At 71.4% G+C, this 21,062-nt stretch carries 19 protein-coding genes; 12 read left to right on the top strand and 7 right to left on the bottom strand.

Going from position 1 to position 21,062, the window contains the following annotated elements:
• Positions 1 to 29: 29 nt before the first annotated feature.
• Positions 30 to 539, bottom strand: coding sequence for a lipocalin-like domain-containing protein (locus ABIC30_RS07305; protein ID WP_042675022.1), 510 nt, complete (start codon positions 537 to 539; stop codon positions 30 to 32).
• A gap of 196 nt (positions 540 to 735) precedes the next feature.
• Positions 736 to 1,482 (bottom strand): glucose 1-dehydrogenase, encoded by a 747-nt coding sequence (locus ABIC30_RS07300; RefSeq protein ID WP_020094820.1) that lies wholly within the window; start codon positions 1,480 to 1,482, stop codon positions 736 to 738.
• Between the two features lie 106 nt (positions 1,483 to 1,588).
• Between ABIC30_RS07300 and ABIC30_RS07295 the strand changes: the two genes are divergently transcribed.
• Positions 1,589 to 1,945 (top strand): ArsR/SmtB family transcription factor, encoded by a 357-nt coding sequence (locus ABIC30_RS07295; protein ID WP_020094821.1) that lies wholly within the window; start codon positions 1,589 to 1,591, stop codon positions 1,943 to 1,945.
• A 134-nt stretch (positions 1,946 to 2,079) separates the two neighbouring features.
• Here ABIC30_RS07295 and ABIC30_RS07290 read toward each other — a convergent pair whose 3' ends face one another.
• Positions 2,080 to 3,039 (bottom strand): UDP-glucuronic acid decarboxylase family protein, encoded by a 960-nt coding sequence (locus tag ABIC30_RS07290; RefSeq protein WP_020094822.1) that lies wholly within the window; start codon positions 3,037 to 3,039, stop codon positions 2,080 to 2,082.
• An 18-nt stretch (positions 3,040 to 3,057) separates the two neighbouring features.
• Positions 3,058 to 4,932 carry a hypothetical protein gene (locus ABIC30_RS07285; protein ID WP_354454552.1) on the bottom strand — a complete coding sequence of 625 codons (1,875 nt, stop codon included), beginning with the start codon at positions 4,930 to 4,932 and terminating at the stop codon, positions 3,058 to 3,060.
• Between the two features lie 470 nt (positions 4,933 to 5,402).
• On the opposite strand from ABIC30_RS07285, the gene ABIC30_RS07280 reads away from it, so the two are divergent.
• A complete protein-coding gene (locus ABIC30_RS07280; protein ID WP_234083295.1) occupies positions 5,403 to 5,954 on the top strand; it encodes a PAS domain-containing protein in 552 nt (183 codons plus the stop codon).
• A gap of 158 nt (positions 5,955 to 6,112) precedes the next feature.
• Positions 6,113 to 6,319, top strand: a complete 207-nt coding sequence (locus ABIC30_RS07275) for a hypothetical protein (protein WP_020094825.1) — start codon at positions 6,113 to 6,115, stop codon at positions 6,317 to 6,319.
• Between the two features lie 119 nt (positions 6,320 to 6,438).
• Here the strand turns inward: ABIC30_RS07275 and ABIC30_RS07270 are convergent, their stop codons facing one another.
• Both ABIC30_RS07270 and ABIC30_RS07265 read right to left on the bottom strand, forming a co-directional pair.
• Positions 6,439 to 6,807 carry a response regulator gene (locus ABIC30_RS07270; RefSeq protein WP_020094826.1) on the bottom strand — a complete coding sequence of 123 codons (369 nt, stop codon included), beginning with the start codon at positions 6,805 to 6,807 and terminating at the stop codon, positions 6,439 to 6,441.
• 635 nt (positions 6,808 to 7,442) lie between these two features.
• Positions 7,443 to 7,661, bottom strand: coding sequence for a DUF6894 family protein (locus ABIC30_RS07265; protein WP_020094827.1), 219 nt, complete (start codon positions 7,659 to 7,661; stop codon positions 7,443 to 7,445).
• A gap of 270 nt (positions 7,662 to 7,931) precedes the next feature.
• Here ABIC30_RS07265 and ABIC30_RS07260 point away from each other — a divergent pair, with 270 nt between their 5' ends.
• Positions 7,932 to 8,129: a hypothetical protein gene (locus ABIC30_RS07260; RefSeq protein WP_020094828.1), complete on the top strand. Its 198-nt coding sequence runs from the start codon at positions 7,932 to 7,934 to the stop codon at positions 8,127 to 8,129.
• Positions 8,130 to 8,159: 30 nt separating this feature from the next.
• Here ABIC30_RS07260 and ABIC30_RS07255 read toward each other — a convergent pair whose 3' ends face one another.
• Positions 8,160 to 8,762, bottom strand: a complete 603-nt coding sequence (locus tag ABIC30_RS07255; RefSeq protein WP_020094829.1) for a TetR/AcrR family transcriptional regulator — start codon at positions 8,760 to 8,762, stop codon at positions 8,160 to 8,162.
• A 172-nt stretch (positions 8,763 to 8,934) separates the two neighbouring features.
• On the opposite strand from ABIC30_RS07255, the gene ABIC30_RS07250 reads away from it, so the two are divergent.
• The 8 genes from ABIC30_RS07250 to ABIC30_RS07215 all read left to right on the top strand — a co-directional run bounded on the left by ABIC30_RS07250 (position 8,935) and on the right by ABIC30_RS07215 (position 21,015).
• Positions 8,935 to 10,104: an isovaleryl-CoA dehydrogenase gene (locus ABIC30_RS07250; protein WP_354454548.1), complete on the top strand. Its 1,170-nt coding sequence runs from the start codon at positions 8,935 to 8,937 to the stop codon at positions 10,102 to 10,104.
• Positions 10,105 to 10,183: 79 nt separating this feature from the next.
• On the top strand, positions 10,184 to 11,728 hold the full coding sequence (locus ABIC30_RS07245) for a carboxyl transferase domain-containing protein (protein WP_419512204.1): 1,545 nt from the start codon (positions 10,184 to 10,186) through the stop codon (positions 11,726 to 11,728).
• 10 nt (positions 11,729 to 11,738) lie between these two features.
• Entirely contained in the window at positions 11,739 to 12,527 is a 789-nt protein-coding gene (locus ABIC30_RS07240) for an enoyl-CoA hydratase-related protein (protein ID WP_091927628.1), read from the top strand.
• A gap of 10 nt (positions 12,528 to 12,537) precedes the next feature.
• Complete coding sequence (locus tag ABIC30_RS07235) at positions 12,538 to 14,556, top strand: acetyl/propionyl/methylcrotonyl-CoA carboxylase subunit alpha (protein ID WP_354454545.1); 2,019 nt, start codon at positions 12,538 to 12,540, stop codon at positions 14,554 to 14,556.
• Positions 14,553 to 15,467, top strand: coding sequence for a hydroxymethylglutaryl-CoA lyase (locus ABIC30_RS07230; protein ID WP_234083290.1), 915 nt, complete (start codon positions 14,553 to 14,555; stop codon positions 15,465 to 15,467). The genes ABIC30_RS07235 and ABIC30_RS07230 overlap by 4 nt, the downstream gene beginning before the upstream one ends.
• 64 nt (positions 15,468 to 15,531) lie before the next feature.
• Positions 15,532 to 17,226: an AMP-binding protein gene (locus ABIC30_RS07225; RefSeq protein WP_234083289.1), complete on the top strand. Its 1,695-nt coding sequence runs from the start codon at positions 15,532 to 15,534 to the stop codon at positions 17,224 to 17,226.
• Positions 17,227 to 17,383: 157 nt separating this feature from the next.
• On the top strand, positions 17,384 to 19,537 hold the full coding sequence (locus tag ABIC30_RS07220) for a PAS domain-containing sensor histidine kinase (RefSeq protein WP_234083288.1): 2,154 nt from the start codon (positions 17,384 to 17,386) through the stop codon (positions 19,535 to 19,537).
• A 266-nt stretch (positions 19,538 to 19,803) separates the two neighbouring features.
• The gene (locus ABIC30_RS07215; RefSeq protein ID WP_020094836.1) at positions 19,804 to 21,015 is read left to right on the top strand and encodes an acyl-CoA dehydrogenase family protein; all 1,212 of its coding nucleotides are present in this window, start codon (positions 19,804 to 19,806) and stop codon (positions 21,013 to 21,015) included.
• Positions 21,016 to 21,062 lie beyond the last annotated feature (47 nt).

Here is a 21,062-nt window from a genome sequence, read left to right as displayed (position 1 = left end):
AAGCCCCGGGTCGCGCGCACGGCTTCGGCTCAGCGGACGCGCTCCCACGTGATGGCGATCCGCGTACCGTCCGGGCGCCGGAAGCTCTCGCTCAGCCGGTCCCCCTCGACGGTCAGGCGAAGCTGCTCGGTCGTGCGCACGTCGCCGACCCAGTTCGGGAAGGTCGAGCCCTCGACGCGGTTGCCGCTGAACGCGCCGTCGGCGTCCACCGTGTAGGTGCCGAAGAACCCGATGCTGCCGGCCATGGCCGCCCGGTTCTCCTCCGCTGTCCCCTGACCGCGCGCGCTCGAGGCGAACCGGGGAATGTCGGCGTCCGTGAGCACCTCGACGAAGTGCATGTCGCGCGTGAACACCAGCAGCCCGCTCGGGCGCGCGCCGTAGGCCGGCGCGTTGCGCCCCTCCGGATCGAGCCGCGCGGACACCATGCGCCACGTCCCCAGCACCTGGTTGGCGGGCTCGGCTCTGGCGGTCGATGCCGCCGCGAGCGCTGTCACGAGCGCCGCCGCGAGCACGGCCAGTCCCCATCTCGATCGGATCATCCCTCCCCTCCCCTTCTGCCTGCGGCAGGCACCGCGACCGACATGGACGGCGCGGCGCTCCACCCTAGCCGCCCCCGTGGACGAAGGCGCCGTCGTCGTCGCGTCGTCGTCGCGTCGTCGTCGCGTCGTTGTCTCCGCGACGCTGCCCCGGCACGCGGTCGGGCACCGACACGCGCGCAGGGGCCGGCGCCGTGGATCAGCGGATGCCGCCGCTGGCCGTGATGTTCTCGCCGGTGAGCCAGCGCGCGTCGTCGGAGGCGAGGAAGGCCACGACGGTGGCGATGTCGTCCGGCTCGCCGGCCCGGCCGAGGGGCGTCTGCGCGACCATCCCGGCCTCCATCTCCGAGCCGGAGATCCCGGCCGCGTGCGTGCCCTCGGTCACCACGTAGCCCGGGCTGACGACGTTCACGCGGATCTTGCGCGGGGCCAGCTCGTTGGCGAGCACCCCCGATATGGCGTTCACCGCCCCCTTGGTCCCCGCGTAGACCGCCGCCGCCGGCGTGTGGACGTGCGTGATCGCCGAGGAGACGTTCACGATGCTCCCGCCCTCGCCGAGATGCTTCGCGGCCGCCCGCGTCGCCAGCAGGACGCCGAGCACGTTGACGTCGAACTGGCGGCGGTAGTGTTCCTCGGTGACCTCCTCGATCGCCGCGAACTCGTAGACGCCGGAATTGTTGACCAGCACGTCGAGCCGCCCGAACGCGCGGATCGCGGCCTCGATCACATCCTGCGCCTCGGACGCTCGGGACACGTCGCCCTGGGCCGCGACGGCCCTGCCGCCGGCGGACGTGATCGCGGCCACGACGGCGTCGGCCCCTGCCCTGCTGGACGCGTAGTTCACCACCACGGCGGCGCCGTCCCGCGCCAGCGCCTTGGCGATCCCCGCACCGATGCCCTTCGATGCCCCGGTCACGACGGCGACCTTGCCCGCAAGCTTCGACATGTGTCCTATCTCCGACATGGGCCGGCCGCGGGATGGCGGCCTGAGTCCCATAGTTCGGAACTTCGGAACTAACGGAGCGTCGTTCAAGACCCCATATGGACGAAAGATGAGACCGCTGTTTCACCCCGCCATCGAGGACGTGCGACCCGAGGCCATCCTGCACGCCCTCGCCGACCCGAGCCGCGCGGCCATCTTCGCCAGGATCATGCGGGCGGGATGCGTCGAGGCCTGCTCGGCCGTGTCGGCGCTCGGGGACCGCGTCATCCCGAAATCCTCGTTGTCCAACCACTTCAAGGTCCTGCGCGAGGCCGGGTTGATCCGCAGCGAGCGTCACGGCGTCGAGGTGCGCAACCATTCCCGCTGGGCCGAGGTGGAGGCGCGCTTTCCCGGCCTGCTGATGGGCATCATCAACGCCTACGCGGCGGAGGCCGGCCCCGCCGCAGAGGCTGCCGGTCCGCGATAGGGGCTTGGCCCGGGTCGGCCGCCGCGGGCGCCTCGAGCGCGCACGGCCGCTCGCCCGGAGCGGCCGGCGGTCGGTCAGGACCGATCCCGCCGAGACACGTCGGGACGGCCGATCTCGCCGTTACGCGCGCCGGATCAGCGCGGCCCGATCGGCTCCGAGGCCAGCAGCGTCTCGAAATACGCGATGGTTCTCATGAGCCCGTCCCGCAGCGGCACGGTCGGGCGCCAGTCGAGGAGTTGCGCGGCCAGGGCGATGTCGGGCCGCCTCTGGCGCGGGTCGTCCACCGGCAGCGGGGCGTGCACGAGCTTCGAGCGCGAGCCCGACAAGTCGACGACGAGTTCGGCGAGCTGCCGGATGGTGAACTCGTCCGAGTTTCCCAGATTGACGGGGCCGGTGATCTCCGCGTCGGTGGCCATCATCGCCTGCAGCCCCAGGACCAGGTCGTCGACGTAGCAGAACGAGCGAGTTTGATGCCCTTCGCCGAAGATCGTGATCGGCGCGCCGCGCAGGGCCTGGACGACGAAGTTGGAGACGACCCGCCCGTCGCTGGGATGCATGCGCGGGCCGTAGGTGTTGAAGATCCGCACCACCTTGATCGGGACGCGGTGCTGTCGGTGATAGTCGAAGAACAGGGTCTCGGCGCAGCGCTTGCCCTCGTCGTAGCAGGAGCGCGGGCCGAGGGGATTGACGTTCCCCCAGTAGCCCTCGGGCTGCGGGTGCACGAGCGGATCCCCGTAAACCTCCGAGGTCGAGGCCTGGAGGATCGGCACGCGGAGCCGTTTCGCCAGCCCCAGCATGTTGATCGCCCCCATGACGCTGGTCTTGGTCGTCTGGACCGGGTCGAACTGGTAGTGGATCGGGGATGCCGGGCAGGCGAGATTGTAGATCCGATCCACCTCGACGAAGAGCGGGTGCGTGACGTCGTGCCGTATGAGCTCGAAGCGCGGATTGTCGAACAGGTGGGCGATATTGCTCTTCCGGCCCGTGAAGAAGTTGTCGACGCAGAGCACCTCGTGGCCCTGCTCCAGCAGGCGCTCGCTGAGGTGCGAGCCGATGAAGCCGCCGCCGCCGGTGATCAGGATCCGATCGCTCATCCGTGATGCTCCTGGCGCTCAGAGCCTGGCCGCGTCGGTGGCGGCGCGGGTCCCGAAGAGGGTGAGCCGTCTCAGCCAGTGCGGGCGCGCGGCGCGCCGCTCGGGCAGTTTCCGCTCGACGAAGCTGGCGAACTCTTCGAGGTCGAGATCGAAATCCTCGCGCTCCCGGCTGCCGGGGACATGCAGGGCGTTGGTCGAGGTGTCGAGGTCCGTCACCCGCTCGGCGGGAAAGTAGTGACAGGCCGACACGTTCTCGCGAAAGATCTCGGTGTCGTAGATGCGCAGATCGTCCTTCCCGCTGAGCACGGATCGGCTCGATATGACGCATCCGGGCGCGTTGGCGACCCACTTATACTTGGCGAGCCCGGCCCCGAAATGCGTCACGAACAGGTCGGTGTGGAGCGCGGCCACGAGGCTCGCCCCCATCGAGCAGGGCACGAGCGGCAGCAACTCCACGTTGGAGACATCGGCGACCCGTGCGCGGAGCGCCCCGATCAGGTCGAGCTCCTTCCGGACGATGGATGGCACGCTCCCTTCCGCGGGCACGAGGCTCTCGCAGTAGCTCTCGACGTAGCCGCCCGCAGTGCCCGCGAGCGTGTTGTGCCCGTCGACGATGACGAGGAATCTCTCGCCGCGCCGCCGGCCGAGGCGTCGGATCAGCGCCACGTAGCCGTCGAGCTGCCGGACCCACTGGCGGTTCTCCAGGCGCAGCCCGATCAGGACGATCGTGGCCCGGCGCGCCGCGTCCGTCAGGCGGGCATCGAGAGCGGGTTCCGCGCTCCGCGCCAGGGCCGCGAGACGATCCGCCAGTCGCTGGCTCACGCGGTAGGACCGGAAGGGCAGGAAGGTCGCCGCGCCGGCGACGGCAGCCTGCAGCAGGGGCAGCGGGCCTTCGATCCCGCGATACACCTGCCCGGCGAGCTCCGGGAAGACGGCGTCGACCGGAGAGATCGGCTCGTTGCAGCTCGCGAACAGGAACACCGCCGGCGCGCGACCGAGCGACAGCACGTCGTCGACCGCGGCCAGCTCGTTCCAGATGGCGTGACTGATGTGCGCGTGCTCGAAGACCACCCCGACGCGCGTCGACCGCGCCGCGCCGTCGATCAGCGCCGGCAGGAGGTACTGCCGCCACAACCGGACCTGCACCAGGGTCGCGGCGTCGAACCCGACGCTTCCCAGGTTCGGCCGGGCGTAGGCCGTGTTCGCGCGAACGTCCAGCAGGGCCGATGCGAGGCGCGAGTTCTTGCCGATCAGCGTGCACAGCGTCTCGTTCCGGTCCGCCGCGTAGCCGACAAAGCGGAAGCCCGGCATGGGCAGGTAGATCGAGAAGCGCAGATCGCCGCCGTCCGGATGGGCCGTCTCCTGGCCGCCGCGCGCGACGATCGCCTTCGTCACCAGTTCGGGCAGGTGGGGCGGAGCCCCCGCCGGTGCGGCGTTGAGGCGTGCCAGCGCCGCGTGCATCGCCTGCGCCCGCGGATCGGAACCGCCGCCCGTGACGACCCGGACAGCGTGCTCCGGGCTCGCGGCAGCCGCGCGCGCGAGGGCTTCGATCAGGAGGTGGAGATCCTCGATCATGGCCCGCGTGTTCGACGCGTCGCCGTCGTCGGTGTGGAGCGCCTCGGCCTGCCAGTCGAGCGGGCCGGCGCCGTCCCACGGCGCGGCGAGGAAATCCGCAGCGCAGGACGCCAGCGGTGTGCCGTCCGGGTTCAGGAATCGGAACGCGCGCGCGTCGTTCGGACCCAGGAGCGCGACCACCGTGACGCGCCCGCCGAGATCGATCAGACCCAGGACATCCCAGTCGGGCTCCGTCGGGGCAGGCGCGACGAGCCGACCATCGCGGCTCGCGACCGCCTCGCCCGATCGCTGCAGCCTGCGGGTGTGGCGGATGATCATGGGCGCCCGTCCTCGATAGCTCCGTCCGGGTTTGTCGAAGTTCGGGCGTTGCCACAAGGAGGCCCTTGGGCGCGCCCCCGGAACAGGCCGATCCGATCGGATGCGCCCGACGCGCCCGCAGTGGACCCGCGTCCCGTCGACGGGGTGAAGGCGGCCCGCGATCACCTGTCCCGCCGACATAGCAGAGCGGGGTGCCGCGGCGCGCTTCGATCGATGACGGCGCTGTCGGGTCGCCGGGAGCACTGACACATTGTTGCGGCGGCGCCGAGGAGTTCTTGCCGCGCGTCGCGCCGATCCTGGCCGACACGATCTGCTGCAGAGAGTTGTATATCTGCGGGTCACGCAGATACTAGAAGTTGCCAAATTTCCGGTACGGGCGGTATGATACTGGTACCGATTATCGATTTTGGTATATCGCTACCAGAGATCGGGTTTGTGCGAACCGATTTGCGCCGGAGGAGGCCAGGCTGTTGCAGACTACGGCTGATCTTGCATTGCGCGCGGCCGGCTATGTCGGCGCCTGGACAGCGGACGTGTCGGCGGGACAATCCCTCCTCGACGAGGGGACGGCGGCGCTGCTCGCCGGGGATGCGACCCTGGCCGGGCGCCCGCTGCCCATCGAGATCGCCCTTCGATGCACCCATCCGGACGATCGCGACTGGGTCTTCGCGCGCATCGCCCGGGTGCGCCGGACCGGCGGCCCCGTCTCGGCCGAGTACCGCGTCCTCACGGACGGCGGCGAGGTTCGATGGGTTCTCGACCGTGGCAGCCTCACGCCCGATCCGGCGGGACGGATGCGCGGTCGCGGCATCATCATCGACACCACGGACAGCCACCGCGGCCCCTTCCTTCCGAGCGCGGCGGGCGATCTGCCGGCGGACGACCCAATGATCATCGCGGTCGATCACCTCCTGCAGGCGCGCGCGGCGATCGTCGCGATGGGCCACCAGCGGCTGCAACAGGTGTCGGATCTGGCGCTCTTCGAGGTCGGGCGAGCGCTGGCGCGGCGCGCTCGGGCGTAGCCGGACGGTCCTGTCCGCGGGACGCCGGCGCGGATCTCCCCGGATCGCCACGGATGCGAGTCAGTGTTCGAGGGCGTGCGCCGGAGCACGGTCGGCGGCCTCGGCCCGTGAGAGCTTACCGACAGGCCGAGAGATCAGTATTCCCGGTGGAGGCTCCGATGGCTGATGCTGCGATCCGCGAGACGATACACCTCGACGAAGGCGACGTGATCGTCCTGCTCCCCGGCAACCTGTCCCCGGCCAGCATCGGCCTGCTCCAGGCCAAGCTCGACGGTTTGGCCGCGGACCTGAACGCGCGGTGCCTGGAGGAAAGCCGCGCTTCCCTCTCGGGATTGGCCGGGCTGGCCGCCTTCCTCGCGAGCTGAGGCCGCCCAGACAGCGCAGCGCGGGCCGTTCTCGACCGTGCTGCGACGGCTGGAGGACAGGTGTCGCCGGTCGAGACAGCCGCGACATGCCCCCTCGCCCGACCCGGTCGGGAGCGGCCCTAGTGCAGGTGCAGGGCCTTGAGCGCCTTGCGCACCAGTTTCTCCCCACAGGGCTTGGCGATGAAATGGGCCTCCTCGGGCAGCGCGGTCGCCTCGCGCGGATCGCAGCCCGAGCAGACGATGATCCGGGTCTCCGGCCAGCGTGCCCGGACGGCGTGCGCGAGCGCGCGGCCGTCCATCGTGCCGGGCATGTTGATGTCGGTGTAGAGCAGGACGGCCCCGTCACATGCCTCCAGATGCTGGAGCGCGCCCTGGGCGTGTTCCGCCTCCAGCACCTCGAACCCCAACGCCGTCAGCATGTCGGCCGCGACGAGGCGGCTGAACTCTTCGTCCTCGGCGAGGACGGCGATGGGGCGAGGTCCTGACATGCAGCGGCAACTGCATCGCCGGGTCGCCTGTTTCAGCGTGGCCGGGGATTTTCCGACGCCTGCGACCCTTTCGACAAATCCGGCTCGCCGGCGGCGCTGTCGACCTCCCGACCGCGTACGCGGCGCACGAGGCCAACCCTGCGCGACCCCAGCCGGACGCTTCGGTCACCGATCCGGCAAGTCATCGCCGCGCTTGCCGGGCTTCCGGCGCCGTCGCCGAGATCAGCGTGTGCCGCCGCAGCCTCGTCCTCGACCGATGCGGCACGCGCCTCCAGTGCCGCGCCGACCTGTCCAGGCGAATACCTGACTCAGCCGGCCTCGCGGCCGCCGAAATATGTGCCTCGTCTGCGAGAGACTTCATATCCGAAAGTCGCCCATCGAGCCGGGTGCCCCTGTCGACGTAGAAGCGGCCGCGTCCTGTAGGGCGAAACCTGACTTATGATGCTTGCAACGGTTTGCTACGGCTGATGGTTACTGCTCGCGAAAAGCGTGGAGAGCTCGATGTACGCCTCGGTGCTGGGTGGTCCGGAGATAGCGGTCGAGCCTCCGGGTGCCGGTCCGCCGCCGGAGGCGATCACCCTCCGCGAACACATCCGCCTGATCCTGCGCAAGCTCCCGCGCCCCGCGCCCAGCGCTCAGTACAGCTGAAGGGAACGAAGCACGACACCGTCGGTGGTGTGGATCTCCACGCACCAGCGCTCGTCGGGATCGGGCAACTCGCCCCGTGCGTGCATCTCGGCGATCAGCTGCGTCGCCTCGGCCACGGCGATCTCGATCGAGTTTGCCAGCACGCCCTCCTCGTCCTCGATGACCTCGTCCGGCCCCCTCAGGCGGAAATGGTACCGCTCTACCATGTCGCTCCTGCTCACGCCGTCGGCACGGCATGCCGACCGCGCGAGGGTAGCATCGAATGGCCGGATAAAGCCAAGCTGGCATGCCAAGTCGGGGCCGACCGTGGCGAGATCCGCCCTGGGCGGCGCAGGTTCCCGCCTGTGATCTGCGAGGATGTCGGGGGCAAGGCCGGTGCGCGCCGACGCAGGTTGTTGCGCCAGTCAAGCTCTTAACGCGTCAGGCCTTTTCGCGGCGCATTGTGCGGGCATGTGCCATTGCCCGACGAGTTCGCCATGCATTTCGAGATCCGCGCGACCGACACCCGTCTGTGGACCTGGGTCCTCCTCGATACGACGCAGATGCCGGTCCTGACATCGGACCGCACCTTCCCCTCGGAAGCCCAGGCCTCGGCGGCGGCGCTGGCCTTCGCCAAGCTCGTCACGCGGGCCGGCAGGACTCTCACCGCCGCACCGCCGGGCGGCCTGATCTGAGGCGACCGCCGTTCCCCGGCGCGACGGGGTCTATGGCTGACGCCTGACGCAACCCCGCAGCGCCATGTCGGTGTGCAGGGCGACGATCTCCGCCTTGGTCATCCGGCCGTCGGGCCGGTACCACGTGCAGGCGCTGGTGAGCATCCCGAGGATTGCGTAGCCGGCGACCCGCGCATCCCGGACGTCCAGCTCCCCCGCCTCCGATCCCCGCTCGAGCAGCGCGACCAATCGGTCTTCGTAGGCCCGGCGCAGGGCGACGATCGCCGCGTAATGCGGCGGGTCGAGCGAGCGCAGCTCGAAATTCGCGATGAAGACTTCCTGCTTCTTCTCGAGATGGTACGTGACATGGTGCGCCACGAAGGCGCGGAGACGGTCCGTCGGGGTGCCGGTCGCCGTCGCCAGCGCCGCGTCGGTCCGCGCCAGCAGCGTCTCCATGTGGTCGCGGACGATGTCGAACAGCAGATCCTGCTTGCTGCGGATGTGGTTGTAGAGCGAGGCCGCCTGGATCCCGACCTCGGCGGCCAGGGCGCGCAGGGTCATCGCCTCGTAGCCGTGGCGATAGATGAGCCGAAGCCCGGCCCGGCGGATGGCGGCGGCCGTGCGCGGCCCGTTCGATCCGGCGGTGCGACCCACGAAGACACTCCGAAGAAAGTTCAGAGCGCAACAGACACCGGGGAATGCTCACGCCGATCCTCGCTATAGGCTAACGAACAACCGTTCGTAAATCGCCTTGCCAGCCTCGCTTAACGAACGTACGTTCGTTTCAAAGAGGCGAGTGCCCGATTCTCAGGCGAGGAGACGCGCGATGCCCATCGGCCTGCAGGATTTCGACTTCGGCCTGGGCGAGACGGCCGACGCCCTGCGCGCCGAGGTGGAGCGCTTCGCGCGCGCCGAGATCGCCCCCCGCGCGGCGGCGATCGATGCCAGCAACGCGTTTCCCGCGGACCTCTGGCGCAAGCTCGGCGCCCTCGGCGTTCTGGGCGTCACCGTCGAGGAGACCTATGGCGGCGCCGGCATGGGCTACCTCGAGCACGCCGTGGCCATGGAGGAGATCAGCCGGGCCTCGGCCTCGGTCGGGCTGTCCTACGGCGCGCATTCCAACCTCTGCGTGAACCAGATCCGCCGCAACGGCACCGAGGCGCAGAAGCAGCGCTACCTGCCGAAGCTGATCGCGGGCGAGCATGTCGGCGCGCTCGCGATGTCCGAGCCGGGCTCCGGCAGCGACGTCGTCTCCATGCGGCTGCGGGCCGACAGGCGCGGCGACCGCTACGTCCTGAACGGCACCAAGATGTGGATCACCAACGGTCCCGACGCCAACGTCCTGGTGGTCTACGCCAAGACGGATCCCGAGGCCGGTCCGCGGGGGATCACGGCGTTCCTGGTCGAGAAGGATTTTCCCGGCTTCTCCACCGCGCAGAAGCTCGACAAGCTCGGCATGCGCGGCTCGAACACCTGCGAGCTGCTGTTCCAGGACTGCGAGATACCGGAGGAGAACGTCCTGGGCGCGGTCGGGCGCGGCGTCGGCGTGCTGATGTCGGGCCTCGACTACGAGCGCGCCGTGCTGGCCGCCGGGCCGCTCGGCATCATGCGCGCCTGCCTCGACGTCGTCCTGCCCTACCTCCACGAGCGCCGGCAGTTCGGTCGGCCGATCGGCGAGTTCCAGCTCATGCAGGGCAAGATCGCCGACATGTACACGGCGACGAACGCCGCCCGGGCCTACGTCTACGCGGTGGCGCGGGCCTGCGACCGGGGGCGGGCGACGCGCCGGGACGCCGCGGGCGCGATCCTGTTCGCGGCCGAGCGCGCGACCACGGTGGCCCTCGACGCGATCCAGGCGCTCGGCGGCAACGGCTACATCAACGACTATCCGACCGGCCGCCTGCTGCGCGACGCCAAGCTCTACGAGATCGGCGCCGGCACGAGCGAGATCCGGCGGATGCTGATCGGCCGCGAATTGTTCGCCGAGACGGCCTGAGCGGGGAGCGGGCGCCGTGCCGGTGATCGAATCCGCTCTGGATCCGCGCGCGCCCGAGGCCCGTGCCAATGCCGAGGCCATGCGCGCCCTGGTGGCGGACCTGCGCGCGACCGCCGACCGCGTCCGCCTCGGCGGCGGGGAGGCCGCGCGGGAGCGCCATCGCGCCCGCGGCAAGCTCCTGCCCCGGGACCGGATCCGGGCGCTGATCGACCCGTTCTCGCCCTTCCTGGAAATCGGCCAGCTCGCCGGGCACGGCCTCTACGGCGGCGAGGTCCCCTCGGCCGGGATCGTCACCGGCATCGGCCGCGTCGCGGGGCGCGAGTGCGTGATCGTCGCCAACGACGCGACCGTGAAGGGCGGCACCTACTTCCCGATGACGGTGCAGAAGCACCTCCGGGCGCAGGAGATCGCGCAGCAGAACCGGCTGCCCTGCCTCTACCTCGTCGACAGCGGCGGCGCGCATCTGCCCAGCCAGGACGAGGTCTTCCCGGGCCGGGACCATTTCGGCCGCATCTTCTACAACCAGGCGACGATGTCGGCGCAGGGCATCGCCCAGATCGCCGTGGTGATGGGCTCCTGCACCGCCGGCGGCGCCTACGTGCCGGCGCTGTGCGACGAGTCGATCATCGTCCGCGGCCAGGGCACGATCTTCCTCGGCGGGCCGCCGCTGGTGAAGGCCGCGACCGGCGAGGTGGTCAGCGCCGAGGAACTCGGGGGCGCCGACGTGCACGCCCGGATCTCGGGCGTGACCGACCACATGGCGGAGACCGACGCCCACGCCCTCGGCATCGCCCGCCGCATCGTGGCCAACCTGAACGCGGTGAAGCGCCCCGCGCTCGCGCCGCGGCAGCCCGAGCCGCCGCGCTACGCCGCCGAGGAGATCTACGCGGCGGTGCCGGCCGACCGCCGGACGCCCTACGACGTGCGCGAGGTCATCGCCCGGCTGGTGGACGGCAGCGACTTCGACGAGTTCAAGCACCTCTACGGCCAGACCCTGGTCTGCGGCTTCGCCCATATCTGGGGCTACCCGGTGGGGATCGTCGCCAACAACGGCATCCTGTTCTCGGAGAGTGCCCTGAAGGGCGCCCACTTCGTCGAGCTCTGCGCCCAGCGCGGCGTGCCCCTGGTGTTCCTCCAGAACATCACCGGTTTCATGGTCGGCCGGCGCTACGAGGCCGGCGGCATCGCCAAGGACGGGGCCAAGATGGTCACCGCCGTCGCGACCGCGGCGGTGCCGAAATTCACCGTCCTGATCGGCGGCAGCTTCGGGGCCGGCAATTACGGCATGTGCGGGCGGGCCTACGGGCCGCGCTTCCTCTGGATGTGGCCGAACGCGAGGATCGGCGTGATGGGCGGCGAGCAGGCCGCCTCGGTCCTGGCCACGGTCCGGCGCGACGGTGTCGAGGGCCGCGGCGGCACGTGGTCGGCGGAGGACGAGGCGGCGTTCAAGGCGCCGATCCGGGCGCAGTACGAGGAGCAGGGCCACCCCTACTATTCCAGCGCCCGGCTCTGGGACGACGGGGTGATCGACCCGGCCGACACGCGCCGCGTCCTGGCGCTCGGTCTCTCGGCGAGCCTCAACGCGCCGATTCCCGAGACCCGCTTCGGCCTGTTCCGGATGTAGGAGGCGCGGGATGAGCGGCACCTTGCTGGAGACGGTCGACGAACGCGGGGTCGCCACCCTGACGCTCAACCGTCCGGAGCAGCACAACGCCTTCGACGACGGCCTGATCGCCGCCCTCACCGCGTCCCTGCACCGGCTGGGCGCCGCTCCCGGGATCCGGGCGGTCGTCCTGGCGGGCGCCGGCCAGAGCTTCTCGGCGGGCGCCGACCTCGCCTGGATGCGCCGGATCGCCGGCCAGTCCTTCGACAGCAACCTCGCCGACGCCGCCGGGCTCGCGGGGCTGATGCACAGTCTCGACCGGCTGCCGAAGCCGACGCTCGCCCTCGTGCACGGGGCGGCCTACGGCGGCGGCGTCGGGCTCGCCGCCTGCTGCGATATCGCCATCGCGGCCGAGAGCGCGCGGTTCTGCCTGAGCGAGGTGCGGCTCGGCCTGATCCCGGCGACGATCGGCCCCTACGTGGTCAACGCGATCGGCCCGCGCTGGGCCCGGCGCCTGTTCCAGACCGCGGAGGTCTTCTCCGCCGAGCGCGCCCGGGCGATCGGCCTCGTGCACGAGGTGGTGCCCGACGACCGGCTGGAGGCGGCCGGCGCGGAGGTGCTGCGCGACATCCTCCGGGGCGCCCCGGGCGCGCAGGCCGAGGCCAAGGACCTCGTCTTCCTGTGCGAGGGGCGGCCGGTGGACGCCGACCTGGGGCGCGAGACGGGCCGGCGCATCGCCCGGCGCCGAGCCTCGGACGAGGGGCAGGCCGGCATCGCCGCCTTCCTCGACAAGCGCTTAGCCCCGTGGCGGCGGGACTGAGGGGGCGGCCATGTTCGGCAAGATCCTCATCGCCAACCGCGGGGAGATCGCCTGCCGGGTGATCGCCACCGCCCGGCGCCTCGGCATCGGCACGGTCGCGGTCTATTCGGAGGCGGATGCCGGCGCCCGACACACCCGGATGGCCGACGAGGCGTGGCCGATCGGGCCCGCCCCGGCGCGCGAGAGCTACCTCGTGGCCGAGCGGATCCTCGACGTCGCCCGGCGCGCCGGGGCGGAGGCGATCCATCCGGGCTACGGCTTCCTGTCGGAGAACGCGGACTTCGCCGGCGCCTGCGCCGGGGCCGGCCTCGTGTTCGTCGGCCCGCCCCCGGCGGCGATCCGCGTCATGGGCTCCAAGGCCGAGGCCAAGGCGCTGATGGAGCGCGCCGGGGTCCCGCTGGTGCCGGGCTATCACGGCGCCGCGCAGGATGTCCGGGCGCTGAAGGAGGCGGCCGCCCGGATCGGCTACCCGGTCTTGATCAAGGCCTCGGCCGGCGGCGGCGGCAAGGGCATGCGCGTCGTCGAGGCCGCCGCGGCGTTCGAGGCCGCGCTCGCCGGCGCGCAGCGCGAGGCGCGGGCGTCCTTCGGCGACGACCGGGTGCTGATCGAGGCGTACCTGACCCGCCCCCGGCACATCGAGATCCAGGTCTTCGCCGACAGCCACGGCAACACCGTCTCGCTGTTCGAGCGCGACTGCTCGATCCAGCGGCGCCACCAGAAGGTGATCGAGGAGGCGCCCGCCCCGGGGATGGATCCGGTCCGGCGCGCGCGGATGGGCGAGGCCGCGGTCGCGGCGGCGCGGGCGGTCGGCTATGTCGGCGCCGGCACGGTGGAGTTCATCGCCGAGGGCGAGACCTTCTACTTCATGGAGATGAACACCCGGCTCCAGGTCGAGCATCCGGTGACCGAGATGGTCTTGGGCCTCGACCTGGTGGAGTGGCAGCTGCGCGTGGCCGCGGGCGAGCGGCTGCCGCTCGGCGCCGCGGATCTGGCCCTGCGCGGCCACGCCATCGAGGCGCGGGTCTACGCCGAGGATCCGGCGCGCGATTTCCTGCCGGCGGTCGGCACCCTCGCCCACCTGCGCCAGCCGCCGGAGGTGCCGGGGCGGGTGCGGGTCGAGACCGGCATCGTGCAGGGCGACCGGATCACCCCGGATTACGACCCGATGATCGCCAAGCTGGTCGTCTGGGGCGAGGACCGGGCGGCCGCGATCCGGCAGCTCGCGGCCGCGCTCGCCGCCTACGAGGTGGTCGGCGTGACGACCAATCTCAGTCTCCTGCGCGCCGTCGCCGGCCACCCCGCCTACCGCGCGGCCGACCTCGACACCGGCTTCATCGCCCGCCACGCCGACGACCTGCTGGCGCCGCGAGCGACCGGTGCGGTCGATCCCGCGCTCTGGGCCGCCGCCGCCCTGACCGTCCTGCGCGACCGGCTCGCGGCCGTCGCCGCGCAGGCGCGGGCGAGCGGCGACCCGTGGTCGCCCTGGGCCGATCCGGATGCGTGGCGGATGAACGGGGCGGGCTACCAGGACCTGCAGTTCCGCCACGGCGACGCGCCGCCCTTCACCGTGCGGGCATGCCCCCGCCCCGACGGCAGCGCCCGCCTCGACCTGCCGGGCGGCACCGTCCTGGCGGCGCTCGCCGAGGACGCCGAGGGCGAGCGGCTGATGCTGGACGGCGTCTGGCGCCGGCTGCGCACGGTCCGCCGCGGCGCGGAGCTGACGGTGATCGTCGGCGGCCGGAACGCGACGCTGGTCCACGTCGATCCCCTCGCCCCGCCCCGGACCGAGGCGTCCGGCAGCGACCGGGTGACGGCGCCCGTGCCGGGCCGCCTGACCCAGCTTTGGGTGCGGCCCGGCGATGCCGTGGAGAAGGGCGCGCCGCTCGCGGTGATCGAGGCGATGAAGATGGAGATCACCCTCCGCGCGCCGCAGGCCGGCACCGTCGCCGAGGTCCGCCACGCCGTCGACGACATGGTCGAGGAGGGCACCGAGATCGTCACCTTAGCGGCGGAGGAGCGGCCCGCATGAGCTATCCGGCCCGGGTGCAGGTGGTCGAGGTCGGGCCGCGCGACGGGCTCCAGAACGAGCCCGCGCCGGTGCCGATCGCCGCCAGGGTGGCGCTGATCGAGGCCCTGGCCGAGGCCGGGCTGACCCGCATCGAGGCCGGCAGCTTCGTGTCGCCCCGATGGGTGCCGCAGATGGCCGAGACCGCGGAGGTTCTGGCGCGGCTGCGCCCCCGGCCCGAGGTCGGCTATTCCGTTCTGGTCCCGAACCTGCAGGGTCTGGAGCGGGCCCTCGCCTCCGGCGTCCGGGAGGTCGCGGTGTTCGCCGCCGCCTCCGAGAGCTTCTCCCGGCGCAACGTCAACGGCTCGATCGCCGAGACCCTCGACCGCTTCGCCCCGGTGCTGGAGGCGGCGCGCGCGAACGACCTGCGGGTGCGGGGCTACGTCTCCTGCGTCCTGGGCTGCCCCTACGAGGGCGACGTCGCGCCGGCGGCGGTCGCCCGCGTCGCCGCGTCCCTCCACGCGATGGGCTGCCACGAGATCGCCCTCGGCGACACGATCGGGACCGGGACGCCGCGCGCGGCCCGGCGGCTGGTCGAGCGGGTGGCCGCCGACGTGCCGCTGCAGGCGATCGCCCTGCACCTCCACGACACCTACGGGCAGGCCCTGGCCAACATCCTCGCCTGCCTCGAACTCGGCGTGTCGGCCGTGGACGCCGCGGTGGCGGGCCTCGGGGGCTGCCCCTACGCGCCGGGGGCCGCCGGCAACGTCGCCACCGAGGACGTCGTTTACATGCTGCGCGGCATGGGCATCGAGACCGGGATCGATCTCGATGCCCTCGCCGCGGCCGGGCGGTCGATCGCGTCCCGGCTCGGCCGGGAGCCGGCCTCGAAGGTCGCCCGCGCGCTGGCCGCCGCGCCGCCGCCGACACCCTGATCGAAGGGCGGCCTCGGACAGCGCCGCGGCGGCGCGCGCGTTCGGAGGAACGAGGGAGGACGACATGAGCGACCGGGCGGTGAGCTATGTCCACGGGGCGATCGGCGAGCCCCTGCTCGGCCTGACCATCGGCCAGGCCCTGGATCGCGCCGCCGCGGCGTGGCCGGATCACCTGGCGCTGGTCGCGCACGCCCAGGGCGTCCGATGGACCTGGCGCGAGCTGAGGGACCAAGCCGACGCCTTCGCGGCCGGCCTGCTCGCCCTCGGCCTTCGGCCCGGCGACCGTATCGGGATCTGGTCGCTCAACCGCGCCGAGTGGGTGCTGACCCAGTTCGCCGCCGCCCGTGCGGGGCTGATCCTGGTGACGATCAACCCGGCCTACCGGCTGTCGGAGCTGGAATTCGCGCTCAACAATGTCGGCTGCACCGCTCTGGTGACGGCGACGGCGTTCAAGACCAGCGATTATCTCGGGATGCTCGACACCCTGGCCCCCGAACTCGCCGCCTCCGGGCCGGGCCGGCTGTCCGCCGCCCGCCTGCCGCACCTGCGCACGGTGATCCAGATCGGCGGACCGCCGGCCCCGGGGACGGTCCCGTTCGACGCGGTCGCGGCCCGGGGCGACGCGGCCGGCACCGGCGCCCTGCGCGACCTCGCCGACGCGATGCAGTTCGACGACGCGGCCAACATCCAGTTCACCAGCGGCACGACGGGCGCCCCGAAGGGCGTGACGCTGACCCACCACAACATCCTCAACAACGGCCACTTCGTCGGCCGCGCGATGCGGCTGACCGCCGAGGATCGGATCTGCATCCCGGTGCCGCTCTACCATTGCTTCGGCATGGTGATGGGCAATCTCGCGGCCCTGACCCACGGTTGCGCCATGGTGTTTCCGGGCGAGGGCTTCGACCCGCGCGCGACGCTGGAGACCGTGCAGGCCGAGCGCTGCACCGCGCTCTACGGCGTGCCGACCATGTTCATCGCCGAGCTCGACCATCCCGAGTTCGCGCAATTCGATCTCCGCTCCCTGCGGACCGGGATCATGGCGGGCGCGCCGTGCCCGATCGCGGTGATGCGCCGAGTCGTGGAGCAGATGAACATGCGCGACGTCACCATCGCGTACGGCATGACCGAGACCAGCCCGGTGAGCTTCCAGAGCTCGAGCGACGACCCGCTGGAGCGGCGCGTCACGACCGTCGGCCGGATCCACCCGCATCTCGAGGTCAAGATCGTGGATCCCGAGGGGCGCGTGACCCCTCGGGGGACGCGCGGCGAGCTGTGCACGCGCGGCTACTCGGTCATGCTCGGCTACTGGGGCGACGCCGCGCGGACCGCGGAGGTCCTCGACGACGCCGGATGGATGCACACAGGCGACCTCGCGACGCTGGATGCGGAGGGCTACTGCAACATCGTCGGGCGGATCAAAGACATGGTCATACGCGGCGGCGAGAACATCTATCCGCGCGAGATCGAGGAGTTCCTCTTCCGGCACCCGCAGATCCAGGATGTCCAGGTCTTCGGGGTCTCCGACCCGAAATACGGGGAGGAGCTGTGCGCCTGGATCAGGCTGCGCGACGGCGAGACCCTGTCGGAGCCGGCGGTGCGCGCGTTCTGCGCGGGGCAGATCGCGCATCAGAAGATCCCGAAATACATCCAGTTCGTCGACGCCTTCCCGATGACGGTCTCCGGAAAGATCCAGAAATTCGTGATGCGTCGGTGCGTGGAGGAGCAGCTGGGCCTCGCGCGATCCGAGACGGCCTGAGCCGGTCTCTGCGAATGCTGTCATCGCCCGGCGGAACGAAGATTTCGTCGTCCGATCGGGCCTGAACGTTGCTGCGCGCGCCGCGAGCGGACATGCTGGCGCGCGACATCACCGAGGCGGCGTATCAGTGTCGGCATGGCCACAGGGCGACGGCGAGATGGCCGCGCGCATCCGCGACTTCGGCTGGGAGCGGACGCCGCTGGGGCCGGCCGCCCGCTGGCCGGAGCGCCTCAAGGTGATGGTCGAGCAGGTGCTCGCCAGCCCGCTGGTCGCGTCCCTCGTCTGCGGGCCCGAGCGCCTCCTGATCTACAACGACGCCGCCGCCCGGCTCTACGGCGCCCGGCACCCCGAGGGTCTCGGCCGGCCGCTCGCGCGCACGTTCCCGGAGGGGGGGGCGACGGTCGCGGACTTCTACGCGCGCGCCTTCGCGGGCGAGGCCGTGCAGGTGGCCGGGCAGCCGCTGGACACCCGCGGCGAGGGCGCCGCGGAGGACGTCTTCGACGCGCTCCTCGTGCCCGTGCGCGACGCCGACGGGAAGGTCATGGCCGTCCACATGACCGGCTTCGAGATCGGTGAGCGCCTGCGCGCCGAGGCCAAGCTGCGCACGAGCGAGGCCCGGTACCGCCACCTCTTCGACGCCATCGACGAGGGCTTCTGCACCATCGAGGTCCTGTTCGACGCGGCCGGGCGGGCGGTCGACTACCGCTTCCTGTCCGTGAACGCGGCCTTCGAGCAGCAGACCGGGCTCCGCGACGCGGTGGGCCGGACGGTCCGGGCGCTGGCGCCCGACCTCGAGCCGCACTGGTTCGAGACCTACGGCCGGATCGTCCGAACCGGCAAGGCGGAACGCTTCGAGGACCGCGCCGACGCGCTCGGGCGCTGGTACGAGGTCTACGCCTTCCCCATCGGGGCGCCGGAGCGGCGGCAGGTGGCGGTCCTGTTCAAGGACATCCTCCAGCGCAAGCGCGCCGAGGATCGGCTGCGCGCGAGCGAGGAGCGGTTCCGCGCCCTCGTCACGGCCAGCTCGGACGTCATCTACCGCATGAGCCCGGACTGGAGCGAGCTGCGGGTCCTGGAGGGCCGCGGCTTCCTGGCCGACACCGTCACCCCGAACGACGACTGGCTGAGCGCCTACATCGATCCGGCCGACCAGCCGCGCCTGCGCGAGGCCATCCAGCGGGCGATCCGATCCAAGACGATGTTCGAGCTGGAGCACCCCGTCCGGCAGGCGGACGGGAGCCTGGGCTGGGCGCTGTCCCGGGCCGTGCCGCTGCTCGACGATGACGGCGAGATCCGCGAATGGTTCGGCGCCGCCAGCGACGTGACCGCGCGCAAGCGGGTGGAGGACGATCTGCGCGCGAGCGAGGAGCGGTTCCGCGGGCTGGTCGAGGGGTTCGGTCAGTTCAGCTGGGAGGCCTCGGCCGAGGGCCTCATCGAGGTCGACAGCCCGGGCTGGCGCGCGTTCACCGGGCAGCGCCCGGACGAGTGGCTCGGGCGCGGCTGGATCCACGCGATCCACGCGGACGACCGGGCGCTCACGGAAGCGAAGTGGCGGCAGGCCGTCGCGACGCGGACGGCGGTCGATCACGAGTATCGCCTGTGGCACGCCCCGAGCGCGTCCTGGCGGTGGTCGAACGTCCGCGCGGTGCCGATCACGAACCCCGACGGGTCGATCCGCAAGTGGTCGGGGGTGAACATTGACGTCACGGACCACCACAGGCTGCTGGCGCGCCAGGAAGTGCTGATCAACGAGCTGCAGCACCGCACGCGCAACCTCCTCGGCGTCGTCAGCGCCGTGGCGGGCAAGACACTGCGGCAGGGCAGCTCGGTCGAGGCGTTCGAGGCGCGGCTGCAGGCGCTCAGCCGCGCGCAGGGCCTGCTCAGCCAGTACGGCAGCGACTCGGTCGAGGTGGGCGCGCTGGTGCGCGCCGAGCTGGCCGCCTACGTCGACGGCGCGACCGACCGCATGACCGTCGCCGGCCCCGAGGTGCACCTGACCGCGCGACAGGTGCAGAACTTCGCCCTCGCCGTCCACGAGCTGACGACCAACGCGGTCAAGCACGGGGTGCTCAAGACCGGGACCGGCCATCTCAGCGTCACCTGGGAGATCGTGCGCGACCGGCGCGAGCGCCGCCGACTGGCCCTGTGCTGGATCGAGAGCGGCCTGCCCGCGCAGGCGGCGCGCGTCACCCGCCGCGGCTACGGGACCGAGTTGATCCAGGAGGCGCTGGCATATGCCCTGGGCGCCACGGTCGAGTACGCGCTGGACCGCGACGGCGTGCGCTGCCGCATCGAGATGCCGGTGTCCTAGGATGCGCGCGCGATCCGTCAACGTTGGTCAGCGGCTTCCGCGATCACGAGACCGTCCACCCGAAGCATTCGAGCATCATCATCTCGGATCCAGCGCGAGAAAATTCAACGACAACCGTTACAGCGCGATCTACCGCGTCCCGACCGGCAGATAATATCGTCTGACGGCGCCCCAGTTACGATCGTAACCAAAAACTCTTCCGACAGACACGAAAGCGGTCGATCACCGAACTTACTATGCATCTCGGACAGTCATGAGGTCTGAGAATGAACGGTGTCGCCCCCTCGATCCGCCCTGCCGCGCGAGCCGGAGATCCGGACGCGGCGTTTCTCGCGACCGTCGCGGCGCTTCGGCCCCTCATCGCGGAGCACCGGTCGGCCCTCGCTGTCGGCCCGGACCTGCCGGAGCCGGTCGCAGAGGCGCTCATCGACGCCGGTCTCGCGCAGCTCTGGCTTCCGCGGGGCCTGGGCGGTCCTGAAGCGCATCCGCTGAGCGTCCTGGCGGCGATCGAAGCTCTGGCGGAACTCGACGGTTCGGTCGCCTGGTGCGCCGCGATCTCGTCCGGGGGCGCGTCACGCTTCGCCGACCTGATCGACGCGGACGTGATGCGTTCGCTCATCCCTGCCGGCAGGAAGTTCGCGGGCAGCGGGAGCGGCCAGCCGACGGGAACAGCGGTTCGCCATGGATCCGGCTGGCGGATCAACGGACGCTGGTCCTGGGCGAGCTTCTGCCGCTACAGTTCCGTGTCCGCATTGATGTGTGTGGAGATCGAGGGCGAGCGGCCGAAGCTCGACGAGAACGGGCGGCCGTCGCTGCGCGGCGTCTTCATCGCCTCGAAGGATGTCGAGGTCGTCGGCAACTGGAATGCCGGGGGGCTCCGGGCCAGCGGGAGTCACGACGTCGCGTGCACCGACATCTGGGTGCCGAACGCGCAGACCATCGACGGCGCGAGCCTCATGATGCCTCGCGACAGAAGGCCCCTCTACATGCTGCCCATGGCATCGGCGGCCGCGATCGCCGCCATCGGTGTTCCGCTCGGGATCGCCCGGGCCTCGATCGACGCGTTCATCGATCTCGCGCAGACGAAGACGCCGCATGGCGGCAAGGTGCCCCTGAGACTTCGCGAGGATGTCCAGGTCGCGATCGCGCGTGCCGAGACGAGCCTCGAAGCCGCGCGCGCCTTCGCCCGGGACACGGTCTCCGAATTCTGGTGGGAAGCCGAGAACGGCCGTCCGATAACGCTCGCGTGGCAGGCCAAGCTTCGGCGGGCCTGCTGGTACGCGGGCCATGTCGGGAAGCAGGTGGTCACGAGCATGTACGAGGCGGCCGGCAGTTCCGCCGTCCTCGAAGACCTGCCGTTCGCGCGCCAGCTCCGCGATGTCTACGCGGCCTGCCAGCACATGCATTATCAGGACCGGCTGCTCGTGCCGACCGGCCGCATCCTTCTGGGCCTCGAAGCCGACGCGCCGTTCATCTAGAGCCGTCGCCGATCACGCATGCGCCGACCGCTCCTCGCGCCACGGTC

Origin of the sequence: Methylobacterium sp. 1030 (assembly GCF_040544715.1) — a bacterium.
In the GTDB taxonomy this organism is placed as follows: Bacteria; Pseudomonadota; Alphaproteobacteria; order Rhizobiales; family Beijerinckiaceae; genus Methylobacterium.
The sequence above is the reverse complement of the archived record's forward strand: the minus strand, read 5'-3'. Positions and strand labels throughout refer to the sequence as shown.

Excerpts from the sequence above, each read along its gene's own strand:
- ABIC30_RS07305 (WP_042675022.1), bottom strand. The coding sequence starts at position 539 with ATGATCCGATCGAGATGGGGACTGGCCGTGCTCGCGGCGGCGCTCGTG.
- ABIC30_RS07300 (WP_020094820.1), bottom strand. The coding sequence starts at position 1,482 with ATGTCGAAGCTTGCGGGCAAGGTCGCCGTCGTGACCGGGGCATCGAAG.
- ABIC30_RS07295 (WP_020094821.1), top strand. The coding sequence starts at position 1,589 with ATGAGACCGCTGTTTCACCCCGCCATCGAGGACGTGCGACCCGAGGCC.
- ABIC30_RS07290 (WP_020094822.1), bottom strand. The coding sequence starts at position 3,039 with ATGAGCGATCGGATCCTGATCACCGGCGGCGGCGGCTTCATCGGCTCG.
- ABIC30_RS07285 (WP_354454552.1), bottom strand. The coding sequence starts at position 4,932 with ATGATCATCCGCCACACCCGCAGGCTGCAGCGATCGGGCGAGGCGGTC.
- ABIC30_RS07275 (WP_020094825.1), top strand. The coding sequence starts at position 6,113 with ATGGCTGATGCTGCGATCCGCGAGACGATACACCTCGACGAAGGCGAC.
- ABIC30_RS07270 (WP_020094826.1), bottom strand. The coding sequence starts at position 6,807 with ATGTCAGGACCTCGCCCCATCGCCGTCCTCGCCGAGGACGAAGAGTTC.
- ABIC30_RS07265 (WP_020094827.1), bottom strand. The coding sequence starts at position 7,661 with ATGGTAGAGCGGTACCATTTCCGCCTGAGGGGGCCGGACGAGGTCATC.
- ABIC30_RS07260 (WP_020094828.1), top strand. The coding sequence starts at position 7,932 with ATGCATTTCGAGATCCGCGCGACCGACACCCGTCTGTGGACCTGGGTC.
- ABIC30_RS07250 (WP_354454548.1), top strand. The coding sequence starts at position 8,935 with ATGCCCATCGGCCTGCAGGATTTCGACTTCGGCCTGGGCGAGACGGCC.
- ABIC30_RS07245 (WP_419512204.1), top strand. The coding sequence starts at position 10,184 with ATGCGCGCCCTGGTGGCGGACCTGCGCGCGACCGCCGACCGCGTCCGC.
- ABIC30_RS07240 (WP_091927628.1), top strand. The coding sequence starts at position 11,739 with ATGAGCGGCACCTTGCTGGAGACGGTCGACGAACGCGGGGTCGCCACC.
- ABIC30_RS07235 (WP_354454545.1), top strand. The coding sequence starts at position 12,538 with ATGTTCGGCAAGATCCTCATCGCCAACCGCGGGGAGATCGCCTGCCGG.
- ABIC30_RS07230 (WP_234083290.1), top strand. The coding sequence starts at position 14,553 with ATGAGCTATCCGGCCCGGGTGCAGGTGGTCGAGGTCGGGCCGCGCGAC.
- ABIC30_RS07225 (WP_234083289.1), top strand. The coding sequence starts at position 15,532 with ATGAGCGACCGGGCGGTGAGCTATGTCCACGGGGCGATCGGCGAGCCC.
- ABIC30_RS07220 (WP_234083288.1), top strand. The coding sequence starts at position 17,384 with ATGGCCGCGCGCATCCGCGACTTCGGCTGGGAGCGGACGCCGCTGGGG.
- ABIC30_RS07215 (WP_020094836.1), top strand. The coding sequence starts at position 19,804 with ATGAACGGTGTCGCCCCCTCGATCCGCCCTGCCGCGCGAGCCGGAGAT.